Source organism: Paraburkholderia sp. CI3 (assembly GCF_050436505.1).
GTDB lineage: Bacteria > Pseudomonadota > Gammaproteobacteria > Burkholderiales > Burkholderiaceae > Paraburkholderia > Paraburkholderia tuberum.
This window is the reverse complement of record NZ_JBNDMI010000004.1, coordinates 937,714-963,786: the sequence shown is the minus strand read 5'-3', so window position 1 is coordinate 963,786 and position 26,073 is coordinate 937,714. Positions and strand designations below refer to the sequence as shown.

Here is a 26,073-nt window from a genome sequence, read left to right as displayed (position 1 = left end):
ACCGTTATCGATTATATCGATTTTGCCGATGGACAACGCTTCTGTATCGTGTGAGCTATCGACATAGCGATAGCGGAGTTGCGGACATGGAAAGCGCGATCGGCGGTTCGGCGGCGACATTGGCCGTGGCAGCCGCGGCAACATCGACCCGTTGGACCACACCCTGCGCCGCGCCGGCTGGCGGCGAGCCTTATCTGCTGACGCCGGGCCCGCTGACCACGGCACTATCGACGAAACAGGCGATGCTGCGCGACTGGGGCTCGTGGGACGGCGACTTCCGCGCGATGACCGCCGAGTTGCGCGCGAGCCTGCTGGAGATCGCCGGCGACACCGCGGGCGACTACGACTGCGTGCCGCTGCAGGGCAGCGGCAGCTTCTGCGTCGAAGCGATGCTCGGCAGCCTGATTCCGCGCGACGGCCACGCGCTCGTGCTCGCGAACGGCGCGTACGGCAAGCGCGCGGCGATCACGCTTGGCTATCTCGGCCGCGCCTGCACACTGCTCGACAAGGGCGACTACCTGCCGCCGCGCGGCCTCGAAGTCGAGCGCATGCTTGCCGCCGATCCATCGATCACGCACGTGGTCGCGATCCATTGCGAAACGAGCTCGGGCATCCTCAATCCGCTCGATGAGATCGCAGCCGCGGTCGCGAGGCACGGCCGCAAACTGCTGATCGATTCGATGAGCGCCTTCGGCGCGGTGCCGCTCGACGTGCGGCAGATCGCGTGCGAGGCGTTCGTGTCGTCGGCGAACAAGTGCATCGAGGGCGTGCCGGGTTTCGGCTTCGTGATCGCGCGCAAGAGCGCCCTGCGCGAGGCGAAAGGCCGCAGCCATTCGCTCGCGCTCGATCTCTACGATCAATGGGACGTGATGAATCGCACGGGCCAGTGGCGCTTCACGCCGCCCACGCATACGGTGGCCGCGTTCCTCGAGGCGCTGCGTCTCTACCAGCTCGAAGGCGGGCAGCCCGCGCGGCTCGCGCGCTACGCCAACAATCGCGACGTGCTGCTGGCCGGCATGCACGAGCTTGGCTTCGAGCCGCTGCTCAACGGGCGCTGGCGCTCGCCGATCATCGTGACGTTTTTTTCGCCGGCGCATCCGTCGTTCGAGTTCGCGCGTTTCTATGAACTGATGAAGGAGCAGGGCTTCATCATCTATCCGGGCAAGCTGACGGTGGTCGACAGTTTCCGCATCGGCTGCATCGGTCAGGTCGACGAGCAGGTGATGCGACGCGTGGTCGATGCCTGCGCGCAAGCGCTGCGCACGATGGGCGTCACGCACGCGGGGCCGCCGCCCGCCGCGCTCGACGAACGCAAGGCGCTCGCGCAGGCGGCCTGAGCCGCGACAGCAAACCCGATACATTCGGATTCCTGGGGAGTCAAGCAGATGAAATACGTGAAGGCAGTGATTTTCGATTGGGCCGGCACGGTGGTCGACTACGGTTCACGCGCGCCGATGGGGGCCTTCGTCGAGACCTTCGAGCAGTTCGGCGTGCCGATCACGATCGACGAAGCGCGCGGCCCGATGGGCATGGCCAAGCGGCCGCACATCGCGGCGCTGATGGCGCTGCCGCGCGTCGCGCAGGCTTGGGCCGAGCGCCACGGCCATACGCCGACCGACGCCGATATCGACGCCGTGTACGACGTGTTCGTGCCGAAGAACATCGCGGTCGCGGCGAGCTACAGCGCGGTGATCCCGGGCGTCGCCGAAGTCGCGAGCGCCTTGCGTCAGAACGATATCCGCATCGGCACGACGACCGGCTATACCCGCGAGATCATCGACGAAATCGTACCGGGCGCGGCCGCGCAGGGCTTTGCGCCGGACAGCATCGTGTGCACCGGCGATACGCCGGAAGGGCGGCCGTCACCGTACATGATCTACCGGACGCTGCCGCAGCTCGGCGTGTGGCGCGCGAAAGAGGCGATCAAGGTCGACGACACCGAGGTCGGTATCGAAGAAGGCATCAACGCCGGCACGTGGGCGGTCGGTGTCGCGGTGAGCGGCAACGCGTTCGGCATGAGCGAGGCGGAGGTGAAGGCGTTGCCGGCCGACGAATTCGCCGCGCGCCGCAACGCCGCGACGGCCAGGCTGAAGGCGGCGGGCGCGCATTACGTGATCGATAGCGTCGCGGATCTGATGCCGGTCGTGTACGACATCGAAGCGCGGCTCGCGCGCGGCGAACGGCCTTGAAGCGTCACTTGAAGAAACCGACCGCGAGATCGATGAACTCGCGCACCTTGCGCGGCACGAACTCGCGGCTCGGATACACCAGCGACACGGCCACGTCGCCATTGAGCACCGCATAGCCGTCGAGCACGCGCACCAGCGTGCCGGCGCGCAACTCGTCCTCGACCATTTCGAGCGGCAGCAGCGCGATGCCCATCGCGCCCAGCGCGGCCTGCTTCTGCATGATCATGCTGTTGACCGTGAACGATGCATCGATCGCGATGCTCTCGCCGCTGTCGTCGCCGTCCTCGCTCGCGCTTTCGGCATCGCCGTCACCCTTGCGGAAGATCCACATCGGGCCGGTCGTGTCGAACGGCGCGGCAATCAGCCGATGCCCGCCCAGTTCGGCCGGCGTTTGCGGATGACCGGCCTGCGCGAGATACGCGCCCGCTGCCACCGGCACCGCGTGCGAGTTGATCAGACGCCGCGCCACCAGCGACTCCGAGCGGATCATATGCTCGGTCACGATGCCGACATCGAAGCCGCCTTCGAGCAGATCGACCCGTTTTTCCGTCAGCGTGACGCGCAGGTTGACTTGCGGAAAACGCGCCTGATATTCGGCGAACAGCGGCGTTAGCCGAAACAGCGAAAAACTGCCGAGCGCGACGATGCGCAGGTCGCCGGCCACGTCGCGCGAGGCCGTGGTCGCGCGCGACTCCACTTCCTCCAGTTCGGCGAGCAGCACGCGGCAACCGTCCGCGTATTGCGCGCCGGCCTCGGTCAGCACGACCTTGCGCGTGGTGCGCTGAAACAGGCGAATGCCGAGATGCTGTTCGAGGCTCGACACATGACGCGTGACGACCGACGTCGACACGTTCAGTTGCCCGGCGGCCTGCGCGAAGCTGCCGACATCGGCCACCTTGACGAAGGCCTGCATGGCCTGAAAAAGATTGATCATTCGAGTCCAAAAAACGTCTTTGTTGTAGCGGACGGCGTGGCGCATGCGCGCGCGTCGTGGCCGCTTTCGGCGCGCCAGCGGCGCTCGTTTTCGATGCGATCGATCAGCTTCGGCCCGACTTCGTTGCGATCCCAGCACAAGCCCCAGTTGGTCTTGTCCAGATGCGTATGCCCTTCGACGAAACCGGGCAGCAGCAGCGCGTCGCCGCCGTCCTCGACCGGCACACCGGGCTCGCGCGGCAGAGCGGCGCCGAGCGCGGCGATCCGGCCATCGACGATCGACACCTCGGCGCGCTTGCCGTCGGCGAGCCGCACGTGGGTGACCAGCGAGGCGTTCGTCGTGGGGCGCGGGGTGATCGTGGTCATGGGCGGCGGGCACGGGGAATGAACGGGATGAAAGGGGTGAACGGCCGGGGCGTCGACGCAACCCGCGATGCTACCCTTGGACGATAATAAATCCGCCCCCCGTTACGGCAAATACAGCGTGAATTAATCCGGAAATTCGGCGCGGCGAGATTGCGGCGCGAGGGCGCGCCGGCCGGCAAAATCCAAGGCCGGACGGCGGTTCACGGTATACTCCCGCGTAACTTGCCTGATCGCCAGGCTTGCCCGATACTCAGCTGTTACCCCCAAAATCTCCCCGTACGTCGAGTTTAACGCTACTGCTTATGAGTACAATCCTTGAAAGTCTTCCGATCGGCCAGAAGGTCGGTATCGCGTTTTCCGGTGGCCTCGACACTAGCGCCGCGCTGCACTGGATGCGCAAGAAGGGCGCCGTGCCGTACGCCTACACGGCCAACCTCGGTCAGCCCGACGAAGACGATTACGATTCGATCCCGCGTCGCGCCACGCAATATGGCGCCGAAGGCGCGCGCCTGATCGACTGCCGCGCGCAGCTGGTCGCGGAAGGCATCGCGGCGCTGCAGTGCGGCGCGTTTCATATCTCGACGGCGGGCGTCACCTACTTCAACACGACGCCGATCGGCCGCGCCGTGACCGGCACGATGCTGGTCGCCGCGATGAAGGAAGACGGCGTCAACATCTGGGGCGACGGCAGCACGTACAAGGGCAACGACATCGAGCGTTTCTACCGCTACGGTCTGCTCGTGAACCCGGACCTGAAGATCTACAAGCCGTGGCTCGACCAGCTGTTCATCGACGAACTCGGCGGCCGTTCTGAAATGTCCGAGTTCATGCGCCAGTCGGGCTTCGACTACAAGATGTCGGCCGAAAAGGCGTATTCCACCGACTCGAACCTGCTCGGCGCGACGCACGAAGCGAAGGATCTCGAAAGCCTCGAGTCCGGCATCAAGATTGTCAACCCGATCATGGGCGTCGCGTTCTGGCGCGACGACGTGCAGATCGCGAAGGAAGAAGTGACGGTCCGCTTCGAGGAAGGCCAGCCGGTCGCGCTGAGCGGCCAGACGTTCCCGAACGCGGTCGAGCTGCTGCTCGAAGCGAACCGGATCGGCGGCCGTCACGGTCTCGGCATGAGCGACCAGATCGAGAACCGCATCATCGAGGCGAAGAGCCGCGGCATCTATGAAGCCCCGGGCCTCGCGCTGCTCAACATCGCTTACGAGCGTCTCGTCACCGGCATCCACAACGAAGACACGATCGAGCAGTTCCGCGAGAACGGCCGCCGCCTCGGCCGTCTGCTGTACCAGGGCCGCTGGTTCGATCCGCAGGCGATCATGCTGCGCGAAACCGCGCAGCGCTGGGTCGCGCGCGCGATCACCGGCGAAGTGACCGTCGAGCTGCGCCGCGGCAACGACTACTCGATTCTCAGCACGAAGTCGCCGAACCTCACGTATCAGCCCGAGCGTCTGTCGATGGAAAAGGTCGCATCGACGTTCTCGCCGCGCGACCGCATCGGCCAGCTGACGATGCGCAACCTCGACATCACCGACACGCGCGACAAGCTGCGCATCTACTCGCAGGTGGGCCTGCTGTCGTCGAACGAGACGTCGGCGCTGCCGCAGGTGAAGGGCGACAAGGAGTAAAGCGGCGCGTCTGATTACCTGAACGTCGCATCGATCGATGGGCCGGCTCGCGAGAGCCGGCCCATTTTCTTTGGGGCTCCCGGATGCGCTCCGGCGCTTGGGCGCAATCCCACATTCTGTGCTCAAGTTTCGCGTGCCTATGCCGTTGACATAAGCTAAGCCCATTCTGGAACCCTTCCGTGCAACTCGCTTACAGTAACGACCGCCTCGCCAGCCGGATGCCAGTCGACTCGACCGCCGCCGGCGAACCCGAGGTCGAGTCTTCGGTCATCGAGTGGCTGTTGCAAAACGACCAGGTGATGCGCGAGTGCTTCACGCATGCGGCGGAGATTCTGAAGAACGTGACCGGCGCGGCAATTACCGCGATCGTGCTGCTCGACGAGGAGTATCAACACTATCGCGCCGAGGTCGGCATGGCGATGCCGCTCGTCACGCCTGCGCGCTCGCTCGCCGACTACGCGGTGCGCGATGCCGACCTGTTCGTGATCGAGGATGCGCACAACGACAGCCGCTTCGGCGAATGCATGCTCGTCAAGCGTCATCCGTTCGTGCGCTTTTACGCGGCGATCGCATTGCGCGCGCCGAACGGCGAGATCGTCGGCGCGCTGTGCGCGATGGACCCGGCGCCGGGCCGTCTCGACGCGGGCCGGCGCGGCGTGTTTTACCACCTGCGCGCGATGATCGAAAACGATCTGAAGATGCGCACGGCCACCGCGATCGATCCGCTCACCCAGTTGTACAACCGGCGCTTCCTGCTCGAAACCATCGCGCGCCGCTGGAAGGAGGCGCGCGACGGCGACGTGATGGGCTCGGTGGTCGTCGACGTCGACTGGTTCAAGCAGTACAACGACACCTACGGTCATCAGGCCGGCGATCACTGTCTGAGTCTGGTTGCCTCCGTGATGCAGGCCGCCGCCGACAGCGAGCGCATCGTGGTCGGGCGCATGGGCGGCGAGGAGTTCGGAATGCTGGTGCTCGAAGCGCAACCATCGGTGCTCGAAGACACGCTCGAAACGCTGCGCCAGCGCGTGGCGGACCTCGCGATCGAGCATCGCGCGTCGCCGCTTGGGGTGGTGACGCTCAGCATTGGCGCGTCGCTCACGCGTATCAGCGACCTGTCGCGACCCGCGCATCGCGACGGTTTCGCGAGCGCTGACCGTGCGTTGTATCGCTCGAAGCATCAAGGACGAAATCGCGTGACGATGGCGTAGCGGGCGTTGGCGATTGCGTCGGTATCGCTCTATCTTCAGTCATGGCGCATTGCTTATAGGACCATCGTCCCATTTTCAGCCGTTGCCAGCGTGGCAATATGGATGCGCGTAGTGAACGTCGACGCAGTCGCCGTGTGCGACAGCAGGGTGCTTTACGATGCGCATCATTCAAACGTTGCTGTACATCGCGGCGTTCTGCTCAGGCATGATCGTCGGCCCCGCGGCGTGCGTCGCCGCCCAAGGTGTCGCCGCGCAGCCGGCCGCCTCGTCGGCCCTCCCGGCATCCCCAACCGCCGCGGCGTCGGCTCCCGCAGCGCGCCGGATCGATCTCGGCAATCAACCGTTCACGGGCGATTTCGACGCCATGCTCGACCGGCGTCTGATCCGCGTGCTGGTTCCCTACAGTCGAACGCTCTATCTGAATGAGCAAGGTCACGAACGTGGGCTGACCGCCGGTCTCATGCGGGACTTCGAGCGTTATGTGAACAAGAAGTACCAGGCGACGCTCGGCAAGCGTCCGCTCACCCTGGTCATCATTCCGACGACTCGCGACCAGTTGCTCCCGGGGCTGATAGCGGGCCGGGGCGACATCGCCGCGGGCAATCTGACGGTCACGGAGGTCCGCCTGAAGCAGGTCGACTTCGTGGCGCCGCGTGACCGGACAGCAGTACGCGAAGTGGTCGTGACCGGGCCGAAGTCGCCGGCCCTCGCGAAGCTCGACGATCTCAGCGGTAAGACGGTCCATGTGCGGCCCAGCAGCAGCTATTACGAGAGCCTGAACGCGTTGAACGCGCGTTTTGGCAAGGAAGGCAAAGCTCCGGTGAAACTCGTGCCGCTGCCCGACGCGCTCGAGGACGAGGACGCAATGGAGATGCTCAATGTCGGGCTGCTCCAGATTCTCGTCGTGGACGACTGGAAGGCAAAGGTATGGGCGCCGGTACTGGCTGGAATCGTCGTGCATAACGATATTTCGGTGCGCGACGCAGGCTACATCGGCTGGGCGGTGCGCTTCAAGAGCCCCAAACTGCGGGACGCGATCAACGACTTCTACCTGAATTACGTGAAGAAGCAGAGTGTCGCGGAAGTCCGTCTGCAGCAGGAAATGAAGCGCATCAAGCAGATCTCCAACAATACGGAGTCAGCGGAGCTGAAGCGGTTCGGGCAGACGGTCGGACTTTTCGAAAAATACGGTGCGCAGTACCGCTTCGATCCGCTTTTGCTTGCGGCTCAAGGCTATCAGGAATCCCAGCTGAACCAGAGCGCCCGCAGTCACGTTGGCGCAATCGGGATCATGCAGTTGATGCCAGCCACGGGGAAGGAACTTGCGGTTGGCGACATCAGGGTGGCGGAGTCCAACATACATGCGGGAGCGAAATATCTCGATGTGCTGATGGCCCGTTACTTTCCCGATGCTCACTTCTCGGAAAGGGACCGCTCGCTGTTCGCATTCGCAAGCTACAACGCAGGACCCGCAAAGATCGCCAGAATGCGCAAGGAAGCGGCGGCGCGCGGTCTCGATCCTAACAAGTGGTTCAACAATGTCGAAATCGTAGTCGCCGAGAAAATCGGCATCGAGCCAACGACGTACGTGCGCAATGTCTTCAAATATTACGTTGCGTACCGGCTCGTCCGGGAGGCCGAGGCTGCACGCGCTCGCGCGATCGGGCAGATGCGCAAGCAGGGCGGAGCGTGAGTAAAGCGGGCATCTGAATTCAGCGTGGAGGAGCGCCATGGTGAAGCGCCGTGATCTGATCAGGTGCCTTGCGGCCGGCCCGCTGTTCGCCTCTATCTGGCCGTTGCTTCGGCTCGATGACGCTCGCGCGGCGCAGACCCCGCGACGCGTACGACCGGGCGAACCGGGATGGCCCACGCCTTCGGACTGGGCGCGACTGAAACAGCAGGTGGATGGCTACCTGATCCGACCGGAGTCACCACTCGAGCTCTGTCGTGAATCTCCCGAGAACGCCGAATGCCTTGCACTCTTCCGTGAACTCAAAAATCCGTACTTCATCGGCGACAGTCCCGTTCTGACACAAACCTGCGAGTGGGTCGGCGCGTGGAAAGCCGAACCCAGTGCCTACGTGGTCGCCGCGAGACGGGTCGAACATGTGGCGGCGGCCGTCAACTTCGCGCGTGAACGCAATCTTCGCGTCGTCGTGCGCGGCGGGGGCCATTCCTATCTCGGCACCTCGAACGCGCCGGATTCCTTGATGATATGGACGCGCGCCATGAACGAAATCAGGAATCACGATGCTTTCGTTCCGAGCGGATGTGACGGGGTCATTCCACCCGGACCCGCGGTCAGTGTCGGGGCAGGCGCGATCTGGATGCATACCTATGAAGCCGTTACCGGAGGCGTGGGTCGGTATGTACAGGGCGGCGGTTGTGGAACAGTGGGAGTCGCGGGACTGATTCAAGGCGGAGGTTTTGGAACGCACTCCAAACAATTCGGCATTGCATCTGCTTCACTGCTCGAAGCGGAGGTCGTTACGGCGGACGGTGCGGTCAGGGTTGTCAACGCCCGAAGAGAACCGGATCTCTTCTGGGCCTTGAAAGGTGGGGGTGGCGGTACCTTCGGCATCGTCAGCCGTCTGACTTTGCGCACGCACGAACTGCCGGCCGTGTTTGGCCTCGTATCCTGCGCAGTCGTGGCCCGCTCGGATGTCGCCTACAAACGGTTGCTGGGCCGCTTCGTCGCTTTTTACGCTGACAGCCTATGCAATCGCCACTGGGGTGAACTCGCTACGCTGCTGCCCGGCAAGCGCCTGCGCATCGACATGAGCTTTCAGGGACTCGGCAAGGAAGAGGTCGCAACGCTCTGGAAGCCGTTCTGGGACTGGATTGGATTGCAGGACGACCTGACCATGATGGCCGCGCCCTCGATCGTCGCCGGTCCGGGGCGGTTGCGCTGGGACGGCACGGCGCTCGCGCGGTTCGTGCCCGGGTTGGTCGTCTTCGATGACCGACCCGGCGCGCCAGATGCCAATTTCTTCTGGGCGTCGAATCTCGCCGAGGCCGGTCATGTGATCCACGGCTTCGACTCGCTGTGGTTGCCTGCAGCAATGCTGGCGCGCGAGAGCCAACCCGAACTCGTCGACGCGCTGATGGGCGCTACGCGCTACTGGCTTGTCGAACTTCATTTTCAGAAAGGGCTCGCCGGCGCCCCTGCCGATGTCATTGCCGCCGGCCTGCAAACCCCAGTCAATCCAGTCGTGGCGGAGTCGTTCGCATTGGCGATCGTCGCGAGCGAGGGGCCACCGGCATTCGACGGACTGACAGGTCACGAGCCCGATGTTTCGAAGGCACAGCGAGATGCGAAGCTCATCGGATTGGCCATCAACGAACTCGGGAAAGTCGCAACGGCCGGTGGCGCATACGTCGCCGAGAGCAGCTATTTCCAGAAGGACTGGCAAGCGGCGTATTGGGGCGCCAACTATGCACGTTTGCTGTCGATCAAGCAGCGTTACGACCCGCACGGAGTTTTCTTCGTTCGCCACGGTGTCGGCTCCGAAGACTGGAGCGACGACGGGTTCACCCGCATGGCCGATTCCGACTAGCCGGCCGGCTGTTTCGCCCGAATCCTGATGCTCGTTGTGTAAGGGTATGACCGTGTATTGACTCCAGACAGAGGTCAATGCACGCTAGCGATGCATCGGTATCCGAAGCATCTCGTTCTGGCGAACCAGATGGAGCGGGGTCGGCAACAAGTTGGGTACCGCTGCCAATACAACGTCGTATAAATGACGGAGACAGAACAGATGACAACACCGAAAAAAATCCCGGCGGCCATGCGCAACCCTTGGAGGCTCGGTACCGCGGCGACCGTGATGGCGTCAGCAACCGTGCTGGCGGGCTGTGGCAGCGGCAACGATGGGCTGCAACCGCCGCCGCCGAGCAACGTGCTGCCTGGCTTCATCAAAAGCGCGGTGACGACGAAATCTTATGACGGCAACAGCGACGATCTGCTGACCGCGGGCCTCGGCAAGACCGGCCTCGCATCGGCGACGGCGCCGGCCATTTCGAATGCGGCGCAACCTACGGCCGCCGAATTGCGGCGTCTCGCGATCTGGTCGAACTATCGGGCGCTCGTCGACATGACGGCGAACGGCGGCTATGGACGCTTCTGGGGGCCCAACGTCGACCTGAACGGCAACGACACGCTCGGCGAAGGCAAGATCGCGGGCAAGGAATACCTCGCCTATGCCGATGACGGCAGCGGCGCGCAAAACGTTAGCCTGCTCGTGCAGATTCCCACGAGCTTCAATCCGGACCAACCGTGCATCGTCACCGCGACGTCGTCCGGTTCGCGCGGCGTGTACGGCGCGATTTCGGCGGCCGGCGAGTGGGGCCTGAAGCGCGGCTGCGCGGTGGCCTACACCGACAAGGGCAGCGGCAACGGCGCGCACGAGCTGTCGACGAATCGCGTGACGCTGATCGACGGCACGTTGCAGGATGCGACCGCCGCGGGCACGGCGAGCCTCTTCACAGCGAAGCTCGGCAGCAGCACGCTGGCGGCGTTCAACGCGCAGTTCCCGAACCGCTATGCGTTCAAGCATGCGCACTCGCAACAGAACCCCGAGCAGGACTGGGGCAAGAACACGCTGCAGGCGATCCAGTTTGCGTATTGGGCGCTCAACGATTCGTACGGCGCGTTGAATGGCTCGACGCGCACGGTGCGCTATGCGAGCGGCAGCATCACGACGATCGCCGCGTCGGTCAGCAACGGCGGCGGCGCGTCGCTCGCGGCGGCCGAAGAGGACACGTCGGGTCTCATCACGGCAGTGGTGGTCGGCGAGCCGCAGATCAATCTGCGGCTTGCGCCGCAGGTATCGGTCGCGCAGGGCGGCGTGCCGGTCGGCGCGTTCGGCAAACCGCTCGCCGATTACATGACGCTCGCGAACCTGCTGCAGCCGTGCGCCGCGCTCGCGCCCGCCGCGACCGGCGCGCCGTATCTGAGCGCGCTGCCGAGCGCGACCACCACCGCGCTGCGCACCGCGCGTTGCGCGTCGCTCGCGGCGGCCGGCGTGATCGCGGGAACGGATACGGTCACGCAGGCCACCAATGCGCTCGCGCTGCTGCATCAGAACGGCTATCAGACCGACTCGGACCTGCTGCAAGCGCCGATGTGGGACTCGCAGGCGGTGCCGGCCGTCGCCGTGACCTATGCGAATGCGTATGCGCGCGCAAGTGTCGCCGACAACCTGTGCGACTTCAGCTTCGGCACCACCAGCGCGGCTGGCGCAGCCGGCGTGACGCCGGCGGTGTCGCCGATGCTGACGGTGTTCGGCAACGGCAACGGCGTGCCGCCGACCAATGGCATCAACCTCGTCTACAACGCGGGCGCCTCCGGCGCGCTCGATCATCGGCTCGCGACCGCCGATGCGAGCTACGCGGGCGCCGCATGCCTGCGCGCGCGGTGGACGAGCGGTTCGTTGAATGCCAGCGTCGATGCAATTCGCGTGAATGCGAATCTGCATGGCAAGCCGACCATCATCGTGCAAGGACGCGCGGATGCGCTGGTGCCGATCAATCACGCGTCGCGGCCGTATCTCGGATTGAACCAGGTGGTCGAGGGCGGCGCGAGCAAGCTGGCGCTGTACGAAGTCACGAACGGTCAGCACTTTGACGCGTTCCTCGGCGTCGCCGGTTTCGATACGCGTTTCGTGCCGTTGCATTACTACAATCTTCAGGCGCTCAACCTGATGTGGGCTCATCTGAAGAACGGCACGCCGTTGCCGCCGTCGCAGGTGATCCACACGATACCGCGCGGCGGCGTGCCCGGAGCCGCACCGGCGCTGACCACGGCCAACCTGCCGGCGATCGCGGCGACCCCGGGTGTCAATGCGATTTCCGCAACGAATGGCGCCGTGAACGTGCCGAATTGAGCGGCGCGTGCTGAAGCAATGCGCGCACACAGGTATCCGCCTGGGTGCGCGTTGCTGTGCATCTGGATGCCGCGCGAGCGGTGCTGAGCTTCGCGCCGCGCAAAACGCTTTAGCCGCCGATCAGCTTCAACCCGACCGGCAGCGATTCGCCGAACACGCGACCTTCGTCGGCGTTATCGAGCGCGACGACTTCGCTGACCATCGTGACCCAGGCGCGCGTCGCGCTCGCCGCTTCGAGGCGTCGCACGACGCTCGCGCGCAGCGCGTCGGGCAGATCGCGCGAGCGGTCGCCGCTCATGCGGGCGATCTGGACGGCCGCGAAGGCGGCGGGGTCGACCTTCTTCCAGTCGAGCGCGAGGATCGCATCGAGCCATTGCGCGGCGACCTCGGGCGGCACGACGCTATGCGCGCTGCCGTAAAACGGTTGGCGCGCGCCGATCCGTCCGACCGCCCACCAGCTTTGATGGTTTTCCGCTGGCTTTTTCAGGCGAGCAAGCACCGCCTCGCCGAGTTCGATCTTGCGTTCGGCCGGAATCCGTTCGAGCGATGCGCACAGGCGCACCATATCGGCGAAGCCGGTCTTCGCGACATCGAACGGCAGCTTGTGACGCGATTGCGCGGCCTTCTGCAGATAGTCCATCGCGTCGAGCACGCGCAGCTGCGCATCTTCGCCGAGGCCGCCGGCCGCGCGGCGCCACAGCGTCCACCATTCCGACCATACCTGGCTGTCGGTCACGTACTGGATGCCATCGTCGAACAGCGTCCACAGTTGCTCGACGCGCCATTCGTCGAGCGGATAACCGAAGCCGGGCCGCACGCAATAGCCGGCCAGATTCAGCCACAGCCGTTCGTGATCGGCCGAGCGGCGGCGGCGGCGCGCGCGCTCCCACAGCGCGCCGAACAGTTCGCGCAGCAATGCGCTGTTCCAGCTGTCGCGCGGGCCGAGCAGATGTTCGAGCTGCGCGCGCAGTCGTTTGATCTCCTTCGGGTCGACGTTTTGCGCGCGGGCGCCGAAGCAACGGTCGATCAGTTCGATCGCGCGATCGAGCGCCGGGTGGCGTTGCGGTGCGCCCCCGGCGGATAGATCCACTTGCGCGTCGGCGTGGCGCAGCTGGAATTCGAGCAGCCAGCGTTGCGATGGCTCGTCGAGCTCGATGCAATGGACGTCGAGCGTGCCGACCTCGGTCAGCGACGTCGCGATGCGCACGGCGGTTTCGCGAGCGCGATGGCCGTCGCGTGGCTGGACGATCGTCGCGATCGGCGGCAGACGCACGAAGTCGCCGCCCGCGAGGTCGACCAGTTCGCCGGGCTGATAGGCGGTGTCCGCGCTCGACGACACCAGGTGAAAGCGCACCGGATGCCCGAGCCGCAGCGCGAACGTGCGGTCCGCGATCAGAATCTCGTGACCTTCCTCGGTGCCGCGCGGCAGCAGGCAGATGCCGCGTTGCGCCAGCGCCGCGTCCGGCTCGGCGTCGTCTTTACCGGCCGGCGTTTCGTCGAGCACCAGAAAATAGCTGCGCGGCGAACCGCCGCCGATTTTCGGCGCGAAGCCCGCGCGCGCGAGCGTATAGGCGACCGCGCCGCGCGCGACCGCGACGTCGGGGTTGTCGTTGTGCAGCACGTTGAGCGGCGCGCCGCGCCACCCGCCGAGCGTGTCGGCCAGACGCCGCGACAGCGCGTCGGCGCGGAACACGCCGCCGTTGAGCAGCAGCGTGTCGGGAACGGGCAGGGCGGCTGTGCCGGATGCGTCCGGCGTGCTGGAATCCGTGCCCAGGGCCTTTCGCGACTGCGCGGCGAAGCGTTCGAGAAATGCCGCGATATGCCGCGTGACCGCCGCATCGGTCGCGTACGGCAGGCCGAATTCGACGATCGCGCCGCGCGGCCGGCCCGGACGCTCATCGGCGGCCACCCGCGGCAAGAAACCATCGACGATGATCTTCTCGACCTCGTCGCGCGTAACCTGCGTCGTGCGCGCGCCGCCGATCAGCTTCGAGCCCGCGCCGAGCAAGGTGACCGGCGCCGACTCGGGCGCCTGCGCGCCGAGCAATTGCTCCTTCGCGACGCGGCATCGCTCGACCAGCTGCGACAGGCTCGCCGCCGATAGCCGTTGCGGCGCCTGCGCACCGCCGCCGGCACCACCCAACAGCCGCGCCTCGACCAGATGCGCGAGCGCGAGGTCCATGTTGTCGCCGCCGAGCATCAGATGATTGCCGACACCGACGCGCGTCAGGCGCGGCTCGCCGTCGTCGGACAGGCCGACTTCGATCAGCGTCAGATCGGTGGTGCCGCCGCCGACGTCGCAGATCAGCACGAGCCGGGTGTCCGCCAACTCGTCGGCAAGCGTGTCGCGATGCCGGAACAGCCAGTCGTAGAACGCGGCCTGCGGCTCTTCGAGCAGCCGCAGCGACGGCAGCCCCGCGAGCCGCGCCGCTTCGACGGTCAACGCGCGCGCGCCTTCGTCGAACGATGCGGGCACCGTCAGCACGACGTCCTGCTGTTCGAGCGGCGCCTTCGGAAAGTGCTGGTTCCATGCGGCGCGCACGTGCGCGAGGTAGCTCGCGCTCGCGTCGAGCGGCGAAATCTTGCGGACGTCGTCGGGCGCGCCCCACGGCAGGATCGGCGCGACGCGATCGACCGACGCGTGCGACAGCCAGCTTTTCGCGCTGGCGACGAGCCGCCCCGGCACCTGCGCGCCGAGCAGCCGCGCGAGCCGGCCGACCACGACCGGCTGCGTCGCGTCCTTGCCGTGGCCCGACGCCGCACGCGCACCGGACCACGGCAACTGCAGATCGGCCGCGCTCAGTTCGCCGTCGGCCGCCTGATAGCGCACCGACGGCAACAGCGGCCGTGCGGCGACTTCGCCGGGGCTCACGAGTTGCTCGATCTCGAACACACGAATCTGCTGCGATCCGGCTTGCGCGTACGCGAGCACCGTGTTGCTGGTGCCGAGATCGATGCCGACGCTGTACCGCTTCATGTCAATCACGCATTCGCGTTGCCGCGCACGTCGAATTCGACTTTCCAGCGCTCGTCGGAGCCGCGCGGGATCGCTTCGAGTTCGAGCGTGCCCGCTTCGGTCACGCGCGCGTGCAGCTTCACCGGCACGACTTCGCCGGCGGTGCGGCCGGCCGCCGGCAGCGTCGCCTGGATTTCCTCGAGTTCCTGCAACTCCTCGGGGCCCCAGTAATCGAGCAGCGTGCCGACCTGATCCTGACGACGCACCGACGAGCCGAAGAAGCGGAAATGCACGGGCTCGCCGACGACCAGCCCGAACTCCTGCGCGGGCAGCTCGGCGTCGGTGCCTTCTTCCATGCCGAACGGCGCGACGCACAGCGCCTGCACCGGCGGCTCGAGCCCGGGCACGGCCGGCATCGCCGATTCGATCGCGATGTAGTACGCGCGCGCGGTGCCGCCGCGAATCCGCACGCCGCGGCCGCGCCGCACGTAGCCGTAGTAGGCCGCGCCGCGCGCGACCGCCAGATCGAGGTCCGCGCCTTCGAGCAGACGGGCCGGCGCCGCGCCTTCGGTCGCGAGCCAGCCGTTCAGCGTGCCCATGATCCGTTCGACCAGCAGCGCCGACTTGAACACGCCGCCGTTGAACAGCACCGCGGTCGGATGCAGGAAGCTCGCGTTGGGCGCGACATGCTCGCGCAGGCCTTCGAGTTCCGCCAGCGCGCCGACCTGACGCCCGAGGAAAGCCGCCAGATGCCGCGTGATGCCCGCGTCCTGCGCATACGGCAGGCCGAGCTGCGTCAGACCGACCCGCGCGCGGCTCACCGGACGCGCGGCGCTGTCGATCTGCGGGAAGAAGCCGTCGAGGATCGTCTGTGTCAGTTCGGCGCGCGTCAGCTCGGTGCGGATCGAGCCGCCGATCAGCTTCGAGCCGCGGCTCGGCACGACGAGCGGCACGGTGTCGGTGGCGGGGTCGCTGAGCAGCGTTTCCTTCGCCGCGCGGCACGCGTAGGTGAGCGCGCGCAGTTGCCACGCGTCGGCCTGGGTGCCCTGCGCGGCGAGCTTGCGCGCGACCACGTGCGCGAGCGCGAGGTCCATGTTGTCGCCGCCGAGCAGGATGTGATCGCCGACCGCGACGCGATGCAGTTCGAGATTGCCGTCGCGCTCGATCACCGCGATCAGCGACAGGTCGGTCGTGCCGCCGCCGACGTCGACGACGAGAATGATGTCGCCGATCTTGACCTGCTTGCGCCACTGCCCGCCGCTCTTCTGGATCCAGCTGTAGAGCGCCGCCTGCGGCTCTTCGAGCAGCGTCATGCGCGTGAAGCCGGCGGCCTCGGCGGCCTCCGCCGTCAGCTCGCGCGCCGCGGGGTCGAACGACGCGGGGATCGTCACGGTGACGTCCTGCTCGCCGAACGGCGCGTCCGGTTGCGCGTGGTCCCATGCTTCGCGCAGGTGCGTCAGATAGCGCACCGAGCTTTCTAGCGGCGACACGCGCGCGATTTCGGGCGGCGCATCGTTCGGCAGAATGCCCGCGCGCCGGTCGACGCCCGGATGGCACAGCCAGCTTTTCGCGCTCGACACGAGCCGGATCGGCGTGCCGGCGCCGCGGCTGCGCGCGAATTCGCCGACCGCGAATTCGCGCTGGCCGGTCCACGGCAGGTGGAGGTCGCCGGAGGCCAGTTCGTCGGGATGCGGCAGGTACAGGAACGAGGGCAGCAGCGGCAGATTATCGATTGCGCCGGGGCCCGTGAGCTGGGCGATCGGCAGCACGTCCTGGGTGGTTTGCTCGCCGTCGCTCGCGTGCGTGTCCACGTAGGACAACGCGCAGTGCGTGGTGCCGAGATCGATGCCGATCGAATAGCGTGCGTCGCTCATAGCTCCACCTCCGCCGGTGCGATGACTTTTGCGTTATGACCGTCCGCCAGCTTCGGCAGACGCACATCCTCGACGCGCCAGCCGCGATGGCTGATGCTACCGTTGAACGGCGCACTGCCGACCACGTTGCCGGTCAAACGGACCGAGCTCGCGTCGAAGCCTGCGGGCAGCGTCACGCGGCTGCCTTCGGCTTCGTCGCGCACCGGGCGGATCGTGAAGTGCTCGCGCAGCGTCGCGCGGCAGCCTTCGTGCACGAGGCGCGCGGCCGCGCCGATGTCGGCGTCGCTATAGGCCTTGATGTCTTCCTCGACGAAATCGATGAAGCGCGCGTCGCGCTGCAGCAGGCCGAGCAGTTGCAGCGCGGCGTCGGGGGAGGCCTCCTTCAGCACCGGCGCGGGTTGCGGCTTCGGTTGCGGCTTCGGTTCCGGACCGGCGGCGGGGGCCGGGGTTGGCGTGGCGGCGGGGGCGGCTGCCGGGGCCGCGCCGATCTTTTCGCCGTTGCGCAGGCGCAGGACGTCGGCGGCGAAGTCGCCATTGCCGAGAATGCTGAAAAACGTGCCGACGGCCAGCGAAATGCGGCCGAGGAAGGATGGATTCGAATCGCTCATAAAGGCTCCTGATCTGCTCTGTTGGGGACGAGCGGTCCTCGCCGCGCCGCGTGCGCCGGGCAGCGAAGCTGACGGGCCGGGCGGGGCTGTGATGTTGCGGGTCGGCGCGCGGCCCGGGGCGACGATGCAACTGCCGGGCCCGAAACGGCTTGGGGACGCTTCGCGACCGGGTCGGCCGCGCGTGCGGCGCGCGCAAAACCCGTATTTTGCCTTGCGGCGCGCCCGGCGCGGGCAAAGCCGGCAATTCTAGCGGGCAATGGGGTGGGATTGGCGGGGAGTTGGGGGAAGCGGGCGATGCAGGAAGGCGCTTTGGCAGCGCGCCTATCAGCGACTTTACGACTTCTTCGGATCCTTCGACACCCGCTTTGCCGATGGTGCGGGCGCGGGCCTGACCGGCCCGGCGACGTGCGTGACGGCGCGGCGCGATTGTCCGTGCGCGGCCGTCGCGGGTGCAGACCTGACCGGTCTGGCGGCGTGCCTGTCGGCTCGCGGCGGCTGTCCGTGCGCGGCCATCGCCGGCGCGGGGCCGCCCGGGTGCCCGAGCGGCGGATGCGCGCCGCCCGGATGCTCGCCGCCGCCCGGATGCTCCGGCAGATGACCGTCATGGCTCGCCATTACGCGATGCAGTTCCTCACGGCGATGGAAAACCTCGGCGCGATGATCGCCATGAGCATAGAACTGGCGATGCCGGACGCCGTCCCGGCCGACGACCCAGATATACGTATCGCCGCCGACGATCACCACATCGCGATCGACCACATTGGCGACGTACACATCGGTCGGCAACGGCTGATACGCGGTCACGGTCACTTCGTTGACCCGGTTCGGGGCGCTGACGAGCCGGCCTTGTCCACTGGTCACGCAGCCCGCGAGAAAGGTAGCGCACGCAGCCGACGCCAACAGCGCGTTGGTGATGGTTTTCAAGTTCATTCCCCGGTTTGTATTGGTTATTTGTCGAGCGACGCCCGTTTAACGGTCGGCGTTTTGCATTCTTGAGATATGAATCGACGACCAGGGAAATGAGCGGGTAAACGCGCAGGCGCAAACGCATGCCCGGCGCGCATCGCCTGATGAATTGATCCAACTGGGAAACAGAAAGAAATAACGCAAAAATTCCGGCGCGTTTCAGCCGCCCGATCCGCGCTTAATTGCCGCCCGCATTGCCGTCTTCAGACTTCGCGTCGTCCCAGTTCATCCGGTGTCGATTAACGGTCTCGGTATGCCGCGCGTCGTCCTCGGTGTGGAGGTAAAGACTGGTCGTATTCAGCGAAACGTGGCCGAGGTTGTCGCGGATCGTGCGCAGATCGACGCCGCCGTCCGCCTGATGCGAACCGGCCGTATGCCGCAGCCAGTGCGCCGACGCGCGCTCGAGCTCGTCGGCGCGATCGGCGAATTCGGGACCGCGCGCACGCAGCCACATGGCCGCGCCCGCGAAGATGCCCTTGATCGCGTCGTGAATCGCCGAGCGCGACAGGCAGCGGTTGCGGCCCTTGAACGGCAGCACGAGCGGCGTTTCCTCGGCGCGGGTCGGCAGGGCGGCGAGGCCATTGAGCGTGCGGTAGCTGCGCAGCTCCTGAACCAGTTCGGCCGACACCGGCACGATCCGCTCCTTGTCGCCCTTGCCGAGCGTCTCGAGCCACCACTGGTCCTGACCATCGGCGCCGAGCCTTCTGAAGAACTGGCCCATCTGCCCGCCGGCCACCTCGGAAATGCGCATGCCCTGCAAATAGAACAGCGTGGTCAGCCAGCGGCAACGCGCGTAGTACGCGCGTTGCGCATCGGTATCTTGCGGCAGCTGCTCGACGAACAGCTTCACTTCGTCCCACAGCGACGTCGACAGATAGCGCGTCACGCGCGGCGCCGAGCGCTTCGCGCGTTGTCGCAGGAGCGCCATCGGATTGCCGCGCAGATAGCCGGCGTTGACGAGCCACGTGAACATCGCGTTCAGGATGATCAGCGCCTGGCGCTGGCTGGCGGGCGACAGCGGCCCATTGAACGGCCGCCAGCGCGCGTCGCCGCGCGCGTACTTGCCGCCGTTCGCCGACACCCAGCGCGTGGCCGGCTGCGGGTCGGCGATGAACGCCTTGAACAGCAGCAGATCCTCGTGCGTCAGCGACGACAGCGGCTTGCCGAGCTGCACGACGGCCCACAGCAGCAGCCGCTCCGCTTCCTTGCGGTAGTTGTCGAAGGTGGTCTTGGTGTCCGCGTAATTGGACAGCCAGGCGCGCACGGCGTCGAGGTCGTTGCGCGCCGATAGCTGCGAGTTTTCCGCCGCGCCGCGATTGGTGCCGTCGCGGCCATCGAGCAGTTCCGGCACGACGAGCGATTCGACGGGCTGGACGGTGGCGAGCTCAGCGTTCGGGGCAGCTTTCGGCACGGCTTTGGACACGGTTCGGGACACTCCTCGGGCGCACGCCGGTTGGCGTCATTCTGCTCCGCTCAGGTGCTGTCAGAAGCGCTTGCCTGAAAAGAAAGCAGTGCCCACTCTGTTGCGGACGAAACGCGAAACCCTATCACACAGTCGGCTGCGCCTGGCGCGAAACAGCCGGGTGCGCTCAAGCTTCGACGCGGTGACGATCGATCGGCATATAGTGATGCAGGGCGCCGCTCGTTTTCCGCCCGCTATAGTCGCCGTCTATTAGTGGCATTGCCGTATTCGAATTCTATTGAACTTTGTCCTCGCCTATATTCGAATAGGAGTGGAGCGCCGACCGGAGTCAGCCGTTACGGACATCGGCTGCGTTGCCCTCGACCCTGGATTTCATGAGTGCACTGCGAGCCATTCGGCTGACTGTCGGGTTTTCGGGTCGTCAAATTGCCACGCAAGCCTGACACGATGACAAACGCATAACAAGTACCTTGCATGGGATTGGAGAAAGTACCCAGGCACCGACTCCGATCGACAACGGAGACATCCTCCAAAGGAGAGAACGCATGTCAAACGAAGCAAAGTGCCCGTTCATCCATACCGCCGGCGGCGGGACGACCAATCGGGACTGGTGGCCGAAGCAATTGCGCCTCGACCTGCTCAACCAGCATTCGAACCGCTCCAATCCGCTAGACCAGGACTTCAACTATGCCGAGGCATTCAAGAGCCTCGACTACGCCGCGGTCAAGAAAGACCTCGCCGCGCTGATGACCGATTCGCAGCCCTGGTGGCCCGCGGACTTCGGCCACTACGGCCCGCTGTTTATCCGTATGGCATGGCATGCCGCCGGCACGTACCGCATCGGCGACGGCCGCGGCGGCGCAGGGCGCGGCCAGCAGCGTTTCGCGCCGCTCAATAGCTGGCCGGACAACGTGAGCCTCGACAAGGCTCGTCGGCTGCTATGGCCGATCAAGCAGAAATACGGCCAGAACATTTCGTGGGCCGACCTGTTGATCCTGACCGGCAACGTCGCGCTCGAAACGATGGGCTTCAAGACTTTTGGTTTCGGCGGCGGCCGCGAGGACACGTGGGAACCGGACCAGGACGTCTACTGGGGCAATGAAAAAACCTGGCTCGGCGGCGACGTGCGCTACGGCAAGGGAGCGGCCGGCAGGGAAGACGACGAAGGCGTGCTGGTCGCCGACGAGGAGCTGCACGGCACCGAAAAGAGCCGTACCGATCCGCCCGGCCGCAACCTCGAAAACCCGCTCGGCGCGGTGCAGATGGGCCTGATCTACGTGAATCCGGAAGGCCCGGACGGCAATCCCGATCCGCTCGCCGCGGCAGTCGACATCCGCGAAACGTTCGGCCGCATGGCGATGAACGACGAGGAAACGGTCGCGCTGATCGCCGGCGGCCACACGTTCGGCAAGACGCACGGCGCGGCGCCGGCCGATAACGTCGGTCCGGAACCGGAAAGTGCCGGTCTCGAGGCCCAGGGGCTCGGCTGGCGCAACAGCTTCGGCACCGGCCGGGGCGGCGACACGATCACGAGCGGAATCGAAGTCACGTGGACCGCGACGCCGACGCAATGGGACATGAGCTACTTCCAGAGCCTGTTTGGCCACGAGTGGGAGCTGACGAAGAGCCCGGCGGGTGCGAACCAGTGGGTCGCGAAGGACGCGCAGGCCACGTATCCGCACGCGCACGACCCATCGAAGAAAGTGCTGCCGACGATGCTGACGACCGACCTGTCGCTGCGCCTCGACCCGATCTACGAAAAGATCTCGCGGCGCTTCATGGCCAACCCCGACGAGTTCGCCGACGCGTTCGCGCGCGCGTGGTTCAAGCTGACGCACCGCGACATGGGTCCGCGCGCCCGCTATCTTGGCCCGGAAGTGCCGTCGGAGCAACTGCTGTGGCAGGACCCGATTCCGGCCGTCGATCACCCGCTCGTCGACGACAAGGACGTCGCGGCGCTGAAGCAGAAGATCCTCGCGTCGGGGCTGTCGGTGTCGCAGCTGGTCACGACCGCGTGGGCCTCGGCCTCGACGTTCCGCGGCTCGGACAAGCGCGGCGGCGCCAACGGCGCGCGCATCCGGCTCTCACCGCAGAAGGACTGGGCCGTCAACCAGCCCGCTGAGCTCGCGAAGGTGCTGAAGGTGCTCGAAGGCATCCAGAGCGAGTTCAACGGTGCGCAGTCCGGCGGCAAGAAGATTTCGCTTGCCGACCTGATCGTGCTGGCGGGTGGCGCCGGTATCGAGCAGGCCGCGAAGAACGCCGGGCAGCAGGTGACGGTGCCGTTCTCGCCGGGTCGCATGGATGCGTTGCAGGAGCAGACCGACGTCGAAGCGATCGCGGTGCTGGAGCCGGTCCACGACGGCTTCCGCAACTATCTGGGCGGCAAGTTCCCGGTGGCGGCGGAGAAGCTGCTGATCGACAAGGCGCAACTGCTGACGTTGACGGCGCCAGAGATGACGGTGCTGATCGGCGGCCTGCGCGTGCTGAAGGTGGGCGCTGGCAAAGAAGGTGTGCTGACGAACAAGCCGGAAACGCTGTCCAACGACTTCTTCCGCAATCTGCTCGACATGGGCACGGAATGGACGCCGGTGTCGGAGGCCGCGGAAACGTTCGAAGGTGCCGACACGAAGAGCGGCGAGGTCAAGTGGACCGGTACGCGCGTCGATCTGGTGTTCGGCTCGAACTCGGTGCTGCGCGCATTGAGCGAGGTCTACGCGAGCGAGGACGGCAAGGAGAAATTCGTGCGCGACTTCGTTGCCGCGTGGGTCAAGGTGATGAATCTGGATCGTTTCGATCTGGCTTGATCCGGCCAGTGCTGGCGAGTGGTTCTTTGCCACGTCGCCGCAGTTTTTGAAGGTGGATTTGCGAAGTCATCGAGCGCGCTTGCCGGGATGCCGGCAAGCGCGCTTTTTCTTCGCCGCCGCCTTTCAGATGTTCGAGCACCGGGTGCCGATGACACCCGTGCTGCCCGTAACCAGAATGGTGATGCAATTTCCATCGCCCCTCCGGAGGCTGCCACTCAGACCATCTTCAACACCACCCTGAAACGCGCGTGACCGCTCATCATCCGGTCGAAGGCCTGCGCTGCCTCGGCGAGCGGATACTCTTCGATCATCGGCTTGACACCGGTGAGCGCGCTGAACGCGAGCGTGTCCTGCGAATCGGCCGAGGTGCCGGAGGGCCAGCCTTGCACCGAGTTGCGTCCCATGATGAACTGCACGATCGGCACTTCGACCGGCTCTTCGGAAACGCCGACCATCACGAGCTTGCCGTTCAGGCCGAGACCGCCGAGCGTCGCGGTCATCGCCTTGCCGCTCGTCACCGTGGCGAGTATCAGCTTCGCGCCGCCCAGTGCCTGCAGCTTCTCGGCGACGTTTTCCGTTTTGCTGTCGATGTAGTGATGCGCGCCCAGTTGCTGCGCGAGCGGGGCCTTGTCCTGACCGCGCGCGATCGCCACCGTGCGAAAGCCCATCTTGCGCGCGAACTGCACGCCGAGATGACCGAGGCCGCCGATCCCGAGAATCGCGACCACGTCACCGGCGCGCGCGCCGCTATTGCGTATCGCGTTGAACGTCGTGATGCCCGCGCAGAGCAGCGGCGCGGCATCGACGTCGGACAGATCGTCGGGAATGCGCGCCAGGGCTTCGACCGGGGCCACCATGTATTCGGCGTAGCCGCCGTCGTAGCTGATGCCGGGGATGAGGGCGAACTTGCACAGCACGAAGTCGCCCTGACGGCAGTGTTCGCATTTGCCGCAATGCCCGCCGTGCCAGCCGACCCCGACACGCTGCCCGACCTGCCAGCCCTCGACACCCGCACCGACCGAATCGATCACGCCCGCGATCTCGTGACCGGGCACACGCGGATAGGCCAGGCCCGGCCACAGGCCTTCCTTGGTCATCGCATCGCTATGGCAGATGCCGCAAGCCTGAATCCTGATACGCACGTGACCCGCGCCCGCCTCGGGCACTTCGCGTTCGACCAGTTCGAGCGGGCCGCCGGCCTGCTTCACTTCGACTGCTTTCATCGTGGGCATCATGTTCTTCCTTTCCAGTGACGAACGGGACAAGAGGGGAACAAACTCCAACATGATAGGCCGCGTCCAGGCGGCTCGCCAGAAAGAAGCCGCCGCCGCATGGCTGATGGCGATGACATCCGATGTAATTGGCGAGCCGCGCGGCTGCCTCTACTCTTCGACTACCGCGCCGTCGCTCCGATGGCGCACACGTCAAGGAGATACCATGTCCAGCTATCCCGTTCACACGATCGAGTCCGCTCCCGAGCAATCGAAACCCGTGCTCCGGAAACTGCAGCAGGCGTTCGGCCTGATTCCGAACATCGCGGCCAAGATGGCGGCTTCACCGGTGCTGATCAACGGCTTCATCGGCCTGTTCGAGCGCGTGCATGCGAGCAGTCTGACCGAACCGGAGATCCAGACGCTGCTGCTCACCAACGCCGTGACGAACGCGAGCGAATGGGCGGTTGCGTTTCATACCGCGCTCGGCTTGAACGCGGGCCTGCGCCGCGCCGAGGTCGAGGCGATCCGCCACGGCGGCGTGCCCGACGACACGAGGCTCGCGGCGCTGTCGACGCTCGCGCGCACGCTGATCGAAAAACGCGGCCGCCTCGCCGACGAGGACCGGCAACGCTTTTGCGCGGCAGGTTTCAGCGCGGAGCAGATTCTCGAGGTGGTCGCGGTGGTCGCCGCGTCGACGATCACGAACTACACCGGCAGCGTGACCGAGCCGCCGCTCGAAACGCAGTTCGCCGAATTCGCGTGGCACGCGCCCGCGCGCTGAAGCGATCCCGTTCAGGCGTCAACAGGAGGGCAACACCATGAACGTCACGAGTCACGATCCGAAAGTGCAGCCGGGCGATCTGGGCGGTCTGTTGCGCTATTGGCGTGACGTGCGTGGCGTGAGTCAGCTCGATCTGTCGCTCGAGGCCGGCATCTCGCAGCGGCAGATCAGCTTCATCGAAAGCGGGCGCAGCGTGCCGGGCCGCAACACGCTGCTGACGCTTGCGCAGACCCTCGACGTGCCGCTGCGCGAGCGCAATGCGCTGCTGCTTGCCGCGGGTTATGCACCGATCTATTCGGAAGCACCGTGGAATGCGCAGGAAATGCACGGCGTGGTTCGCGCGCTCGAACGGGTCGTGCGTCAGCATGAGCCGTTTCCGGCGCTCGTGATGGACCGCGACTGGAACGTGCTGATGACCAACGACGCGGCCCCGCGCTTCTTCAACTGCTTCATCGACATGACCGCGCGCGAAGGCCCGCGCAACATGCTGCATCTGATTTTCGATCCGCGCGGCATGCGTCCGTTCGTCGCCGATTGGCAGGAGGTCGCGCGAAGTCTGCTGCAACGCGTGTATCGCGAGTCGGTCGGTCATGTAATCGGCGCCAACACGAAGCGTCTACTCGATGAACTGCTTGCGTATCCCGACGTGCCGCGCGACTGGAAGACGCATCATGGCTCGTCCACGACACCCGCGACGCTGCCGATGGTTCCGCTCGGCTTCATCAGCGAGGGCGTGGTGCTGCGCTATTTCTCGATGGTCACGACCGTGGGCACACCGCAAAACGTGGCCGCGCAGGAGTTGCGCATCGAATGCATGTTCCCCGCCGACGACGCCACCGAAGCACGTCATCAGCAGCTGCTCGCGGCGCATGCGTCCCCGCAACCTCCAATTCCAATATCGGCAAACCGTATGCCGTGATATAGCGATGTCTTCGGTTTTTGGGCGATCATCCGAGCCGATCAGGTCGAGCAATCCGACGCCACTCACTCTCCACGGACAACGGGCTTCTACTGTTTCCGGTCGCGGCGCTTCACGTCGAAGCAGCCGACGAGCCACTCTGGTTCCGGCGCGCGCCCAGTTCGCACGCGGCCATCATCCTGCAAGGCCAACGGCATCGATCGCTATCGCTATCTCACCTGGCTATTTCAGCGTCTGCCTTCGGCGAAAAGCGTCGACGACTACGACGCGTTGCTACCCATGGAAGAGGCCCGATGAGCATCGCTGA

18 protein-coding genes and 1 pseudogene are annotated in these 26,073 nt (G+C 65.8%); 11 read left to right on the top strand and 8 right to left on the bottom strand.

Annotated elements, in window-relative coordinates; all coding sequences use genetic code 11:
* The first annotated feature begins 86 nt into the window (after positions 1 to 86).
* On the top strand, positions 87 to 1,337 hold the full coding sequence (locus tag OKW29_RS25880; RefSeq protein ID WP_429293113.1) for a 2-aminoethylphosphonate--pyruvate transaminase: 1,251 nt from the start codon (positions 87 to 89) through the stop codon (positions 1,335 to 1,337).
* Between the two features lie 48 nt (positions 1,338 to 1,385).
* On the top strand, positions 1,386 to 2,189 hold the full coding sequence (phnX, locus tag OKW29_RS25875; RefSeq protein ID WP_429293112.1) for a phosphonoacetaldehyde hydrolase: 804 nt from the start codon (positions 1,386 to 1,388) through the stop codon (positions 2,187 to 2,189).
* 4 nt (positions 2,190 to 2,193) lie between these two features.
* Here the strand turns inward: phnX and OKW29_RS25870 are convergent, their stop codons facing one another.
* A complete protein-coding gene (locus OKW29_RS25870) occupies positions 2,194 to 3,123 on the bottom strand; it encodes a LysR substrate-binding domain-containing protein (RefSeq protein WP_429293111.1) in 930 nt (309 codons plus the stop codon).
* A gap of 44 nt (positions 3,124 to 3,167) precedes the next feature.
* Positions 3,168 to 3,488 (bottom strand): annotated as a pseudogene (locus tag OKW29_RS25865) (cytosine deaminase); the annotation flags it as partial.
* A 302-nt stretch (positions 3,489 to 3,790) separates the two neighbouring features.
* On the opposite strand from OKW29_RS25865, the gene argG reads away from it, so the two are divergent.
* The 5 genes from argG to OKW29_RS25840 all read left to right on the top strand — a co-directional run bounded on the left by argG (position 3,791) and on the right by OKW29_RS25840 (position 12,221).
* Positions 3,791 to 5,125, top strand: coding sequence for an argininosuccinate synthase (gene argG / locus OKW29_RS25860; RefSeq protein WP_429293110.1), 1,335 nt, complete (start codon positions 3,791 to 3,793; stop codon positions 5,123 to 5,125).
* 179 nt (positions 5,126 to 5,304) lie between these two features.
* Positions 5,305 to 6,336 (top strand): diguanylate cyclase domain-containing protein, encoded by a 1,032-nt coding sequence (locus OKW29_RS25855; protein WP_429293109.1) that lies wholly within the window; start codon positions 5,305 to 5,307, stop codon positions 6,334 to 6,336.
* Between the two features lie 157 nt (positions 6,337 to 6,493).
* Positions 6,494 to 8,029: a transglycosylase SLT domain-containing protein gene (locus OKW29_RS25850; RefSeq protein WP_429293108.1), complete on the top strand. Its 1,536-nt coding sequence runs from the start codon at positions 6,494 to 6,496 to the stop codon at positions 8,027 to 8,029.
* Positions 8,030 to 8,066: 37 nt separating this feature from the next.
* Complete coding sequence (locus tag OKW29_RS25845; RefSeq protein ID WP_429293107.1) at positions 8,067 to 9,893, top strand: FAD-dependent oxidoreductase; 1,827 nt, start codon at positions 8,067 to 8,069, stop codon at positions 9,891 to 9,893.
* Between the two features lie 201 nt (positions 9,894 to 10,094).
* Entirely contained in the window at positions 10,095 to 12,221 is a 2,127-nt protein-coding gene (locus OKW29_RS25840; RefSeq protein WP_429293106.1) for a D-(-)-3-hydroxybutyrate oligomer hydrolase, read from the top strand.
* Positions 12,222 to 12,330: 109 nt separating this feature from the next.
* On the opposite strand, the gene OKW29_RS25835 is transcribed toward OKW29_RS25840, so the two are convergent.
* The 5 genes from OKW29_RS25835 to OKW29_RS25815 form a co-directional block, all read right to left on the bottom strand.
* Positions 12,331 to 15,198 (bottom strand): Hsp70 family protein, encoded by a 2,868-nt coding sequence (locus OKW29_RS25835; RefSeq protein ID WP_429293105.1) that lies wholly within the window; start codon positions 15,196 to 15,198, stop codon positions 12,331 to 12,333.
* Between the two features lie 5 nt (positions 15,199 to 15,203).
* The gene (locus tag OKW29_RS25830; RefSeq protein ID WP_429293104.1) at positions 15,204 to 17,051 is read right to left on the bottom strand and encodes an Hsp70 family protein; all 1,848 of its coding nucleotides are present in this window, start codon (positions 17,049 to 17,051) and stop codon (positions 15,204 to 15,206) included.
* Positions 17,048 to 17,659 carry a DUF2760 domain-containing protein gene (locus OKW29_RS25825; RefSeq protein WP_184065833.1) on the bottom strand — a complete coding sequence of 204 codons (612 nt, stop codon included), beginning with the start codon at positions 17,657 to 17,659 and terminating at the stop codon, positions 17,048 to 17,050. Before OKW29_RS25825 ends, OKW29_RS25830 begins: the two co-directional genes overlap by 4 nt.
* Before the next feature lie 333 nt (positions 17,660 to 17,992).
* On the bottom strand, positions 17,993 to 18,589 hold the full coding sequence (locus OKW29_RS25820) for a hypothetical protein (RefSeq protein WP_429293103.1): 597 nt from the start codon (positions 18,587 to 18,589) through the stop codon (positions 17,993 to 17,995).
* Positions 18,590 to 18,803: 214 nt separating this feature from the next.
* Positions 18,804 to 20,048, bottom strand: coding sequence for a tyrosine-type recombinase/integrase (locus OKW29_RS25815; RefSeq protein WP_429293102.1), 1,245 nt, complete (start codon positions 20,046 to 20,048; stop codon positions 18,804 to 18,806).
* Between the two features lie 545 nt (positions 20,049 to 20,593).
* Between OKW29_RS25815 and katG the strand changes: the two genes are divergently transcribed.
* Positions 20,594 to 22,852, top strand: coding sequence for a catalase/peroxidase HPI (gene katG, locus OKW29_RS25810; protein ID WP_429293101.1), 2,259 nt, complete (start codon positions 20,594 to 20,596; stop codon positions 22,850 to 22,852).
* 215 nt (positions 22,853 to 23,067) lie between these two features.
* Here the strand turns inward: katG and OKW29_RS25805 are convergent, their stop codons facing one another.
* The gene (locus OKW29_RS25805; RefSeq protein WP_184022783.1) at positions 23,068 to 24,084 is read right to left on the bottom strand and encodes an alcohol dehydrogenase; all 1,017 of its coding nucleotides are present in this window, start codon (positions 24,082 to 24,084) and stop codon (positions 23,068 to 23,070) included.
* Between the two features lie 205 nt (positions 24,085 to 24,289).
* Between OKW29_RS25805 and OKW29_RS25800 the strand changes: the two genes are divergently transcribed.
* Genes OKW29_RS25800 through OKW29_RS25790 form a run of 3 tightly spaced genes read left to right on the top strand, consistent with a single transcriptional unit; the run spans position 24,290 to position 26,063 of the window.
* Entirely contained in the window at positions 24,290 to 24,847 is a 558-nt protein-coding gene (locus OKW29_RS25800; protein ID WP_429293100.1) for a carboxymuconolactone decarboxylase family protein, read from the top strand.
* A 37-nt stretch (positions 24,848 to 24,884) separates the two neighbouring features.
* Positions 24,885 to 25,766 (top strand): helix-turn-helix domain-containing protein, encoded by an 882-nt coding sequence (locus tag OKW29_RS25795; protein WP_429293099.1) that lies wholly within the window; start codon positions 24,885 to 24,887, stop codon positions 25,764 to 25,766.
* Between the two features lie 27 nt (positions 25,767 to 25,793).
* Positions 25,794 to 26,063, top strand: a complete 270-nt coding sequence (locus tag OKW29_RS25790; RefSeq protein WP_429294935.1) for a transposase domain-containing protein — start codon at positions 25,794 to 25,796, stop codon at positions 26,061 to 26,063.
* The last annotated feature ends 10 nt before the right edge of the window (positions 26,064 to 26,073 follow it).

What these genes read in the sequence shown, in the direction of transcription:
- OKW29_RS25880 (WP_429293113.1), top strand. Translation starts at nt 87, where the DNA reads ATGGAAAGCGCGATCGGCGGTTCGGCGGCGACATTGGCCGTGGCAGCC.
- phnX (WP_429293112.1), top strand. Translation starts at nt 1,386, where the DNA reads ATGAAATACGTGAAGGCAGTGATTTTCGATTGGGCCGGCACGGTGGTC.
- OKW29_RS25870 (WP_429293111.1), bottom strand. Translation starts at nt 3,123, where the DNA reads ATGATCAATCTTTTTCAGGCCATGCAGGCCTTCGTCAAGGTGGCCGAT.
- argG (WP_429293110.1), top strand. Translation starts at nt 3,791, where the DNA reads ATGAGTACAATCCTTGAAAGTCTTCCGATCGGCCAGAAGGTCGGTATC.
- OKW29_RS25850 (WP_429293108.1), top strand. Translation starts at nt 6,494, where the DNA reads ATGCGCATCATTCAAACGTTGCTGTACATCGCGGCGTTCTGCTCAGGC.
- OKW29_RS25845 (WP_429293107.1), top strand. Translation starts at nt 8,067, where the DNA reads ATGGTGAAGCGCCGTGATCTGATCAGGTGCCTTGCGGCCGGCCCGCTG.
- OKW29_RS25840 (WP_429293106.1), top strand. Translation starts at nt 10,095, where the DNA reads ATGACAACACCGAAAAAAATCCCGGCGGCCATGCGCAACCCTTGGAGG.
- OKW29_RS25835 (WP_429293105.1), bottom strand. Translation starts at nt 15,198, where the DNA reads ATGAAGCGGTACAGCGTCGGCATCGATCTCGGCACCAGCAACACGGTG.
- OKW29_RS25830 (WP_429293104.1), bottom strand. Translation starts at nt 17,051, where the DNA reads ATGAGCGACGCACGCTATTCGATCGGCATCGATCTCGGCACCACGCAC.
- OKW29_RS25825 (WP_184065833.1), bottom strand. Translation starts at nt 17,659, where the DNA reads ATGAGCGATTCGAATCCATCCTTCCTCGGCCGCATTTCGCTGGCCGTC.
- OKW29_RS25820 (WP_429293103.1), bottom strand. Translation starts at nt 18,589, where the DNA reads ATGAACTTGAAAACCATCACCAACGCGCTGTTGGCGTCGGCTGCGTGC.
- katG (WP_429293101.1), top strand. Translation starts at nt 20,594, where the DNA reads ATGTCAAACGAAGCAAAGTGCCCGTTCATCCATACCGCCGGCGGCGGG.
- OKW29_RS25805 (WP_184022783.1), bottom strand. Translation starts at nt 24,084, where the DNA reads ATGCCCACGATGAAAGCAGTCGAAGTGAAGCAGGCCGGCGGCCCGCTC.
- OKW29_RS25800 (WP_429293100.1), top strand. Translation starts at nt 24,290, where the DNA reads ATGTCCAGCTATCCCGTTCACACGATCGAGTCCGCTCCCGAGCAATCG.
- OKW29_RS25795 (WP_429293099.1), top strand. Translation starts at nt 24,885, where the DNA reads ATGAACGTCACGAGTCACGATCCGAAAGTGCAGCCGGGCGATCTGGGC.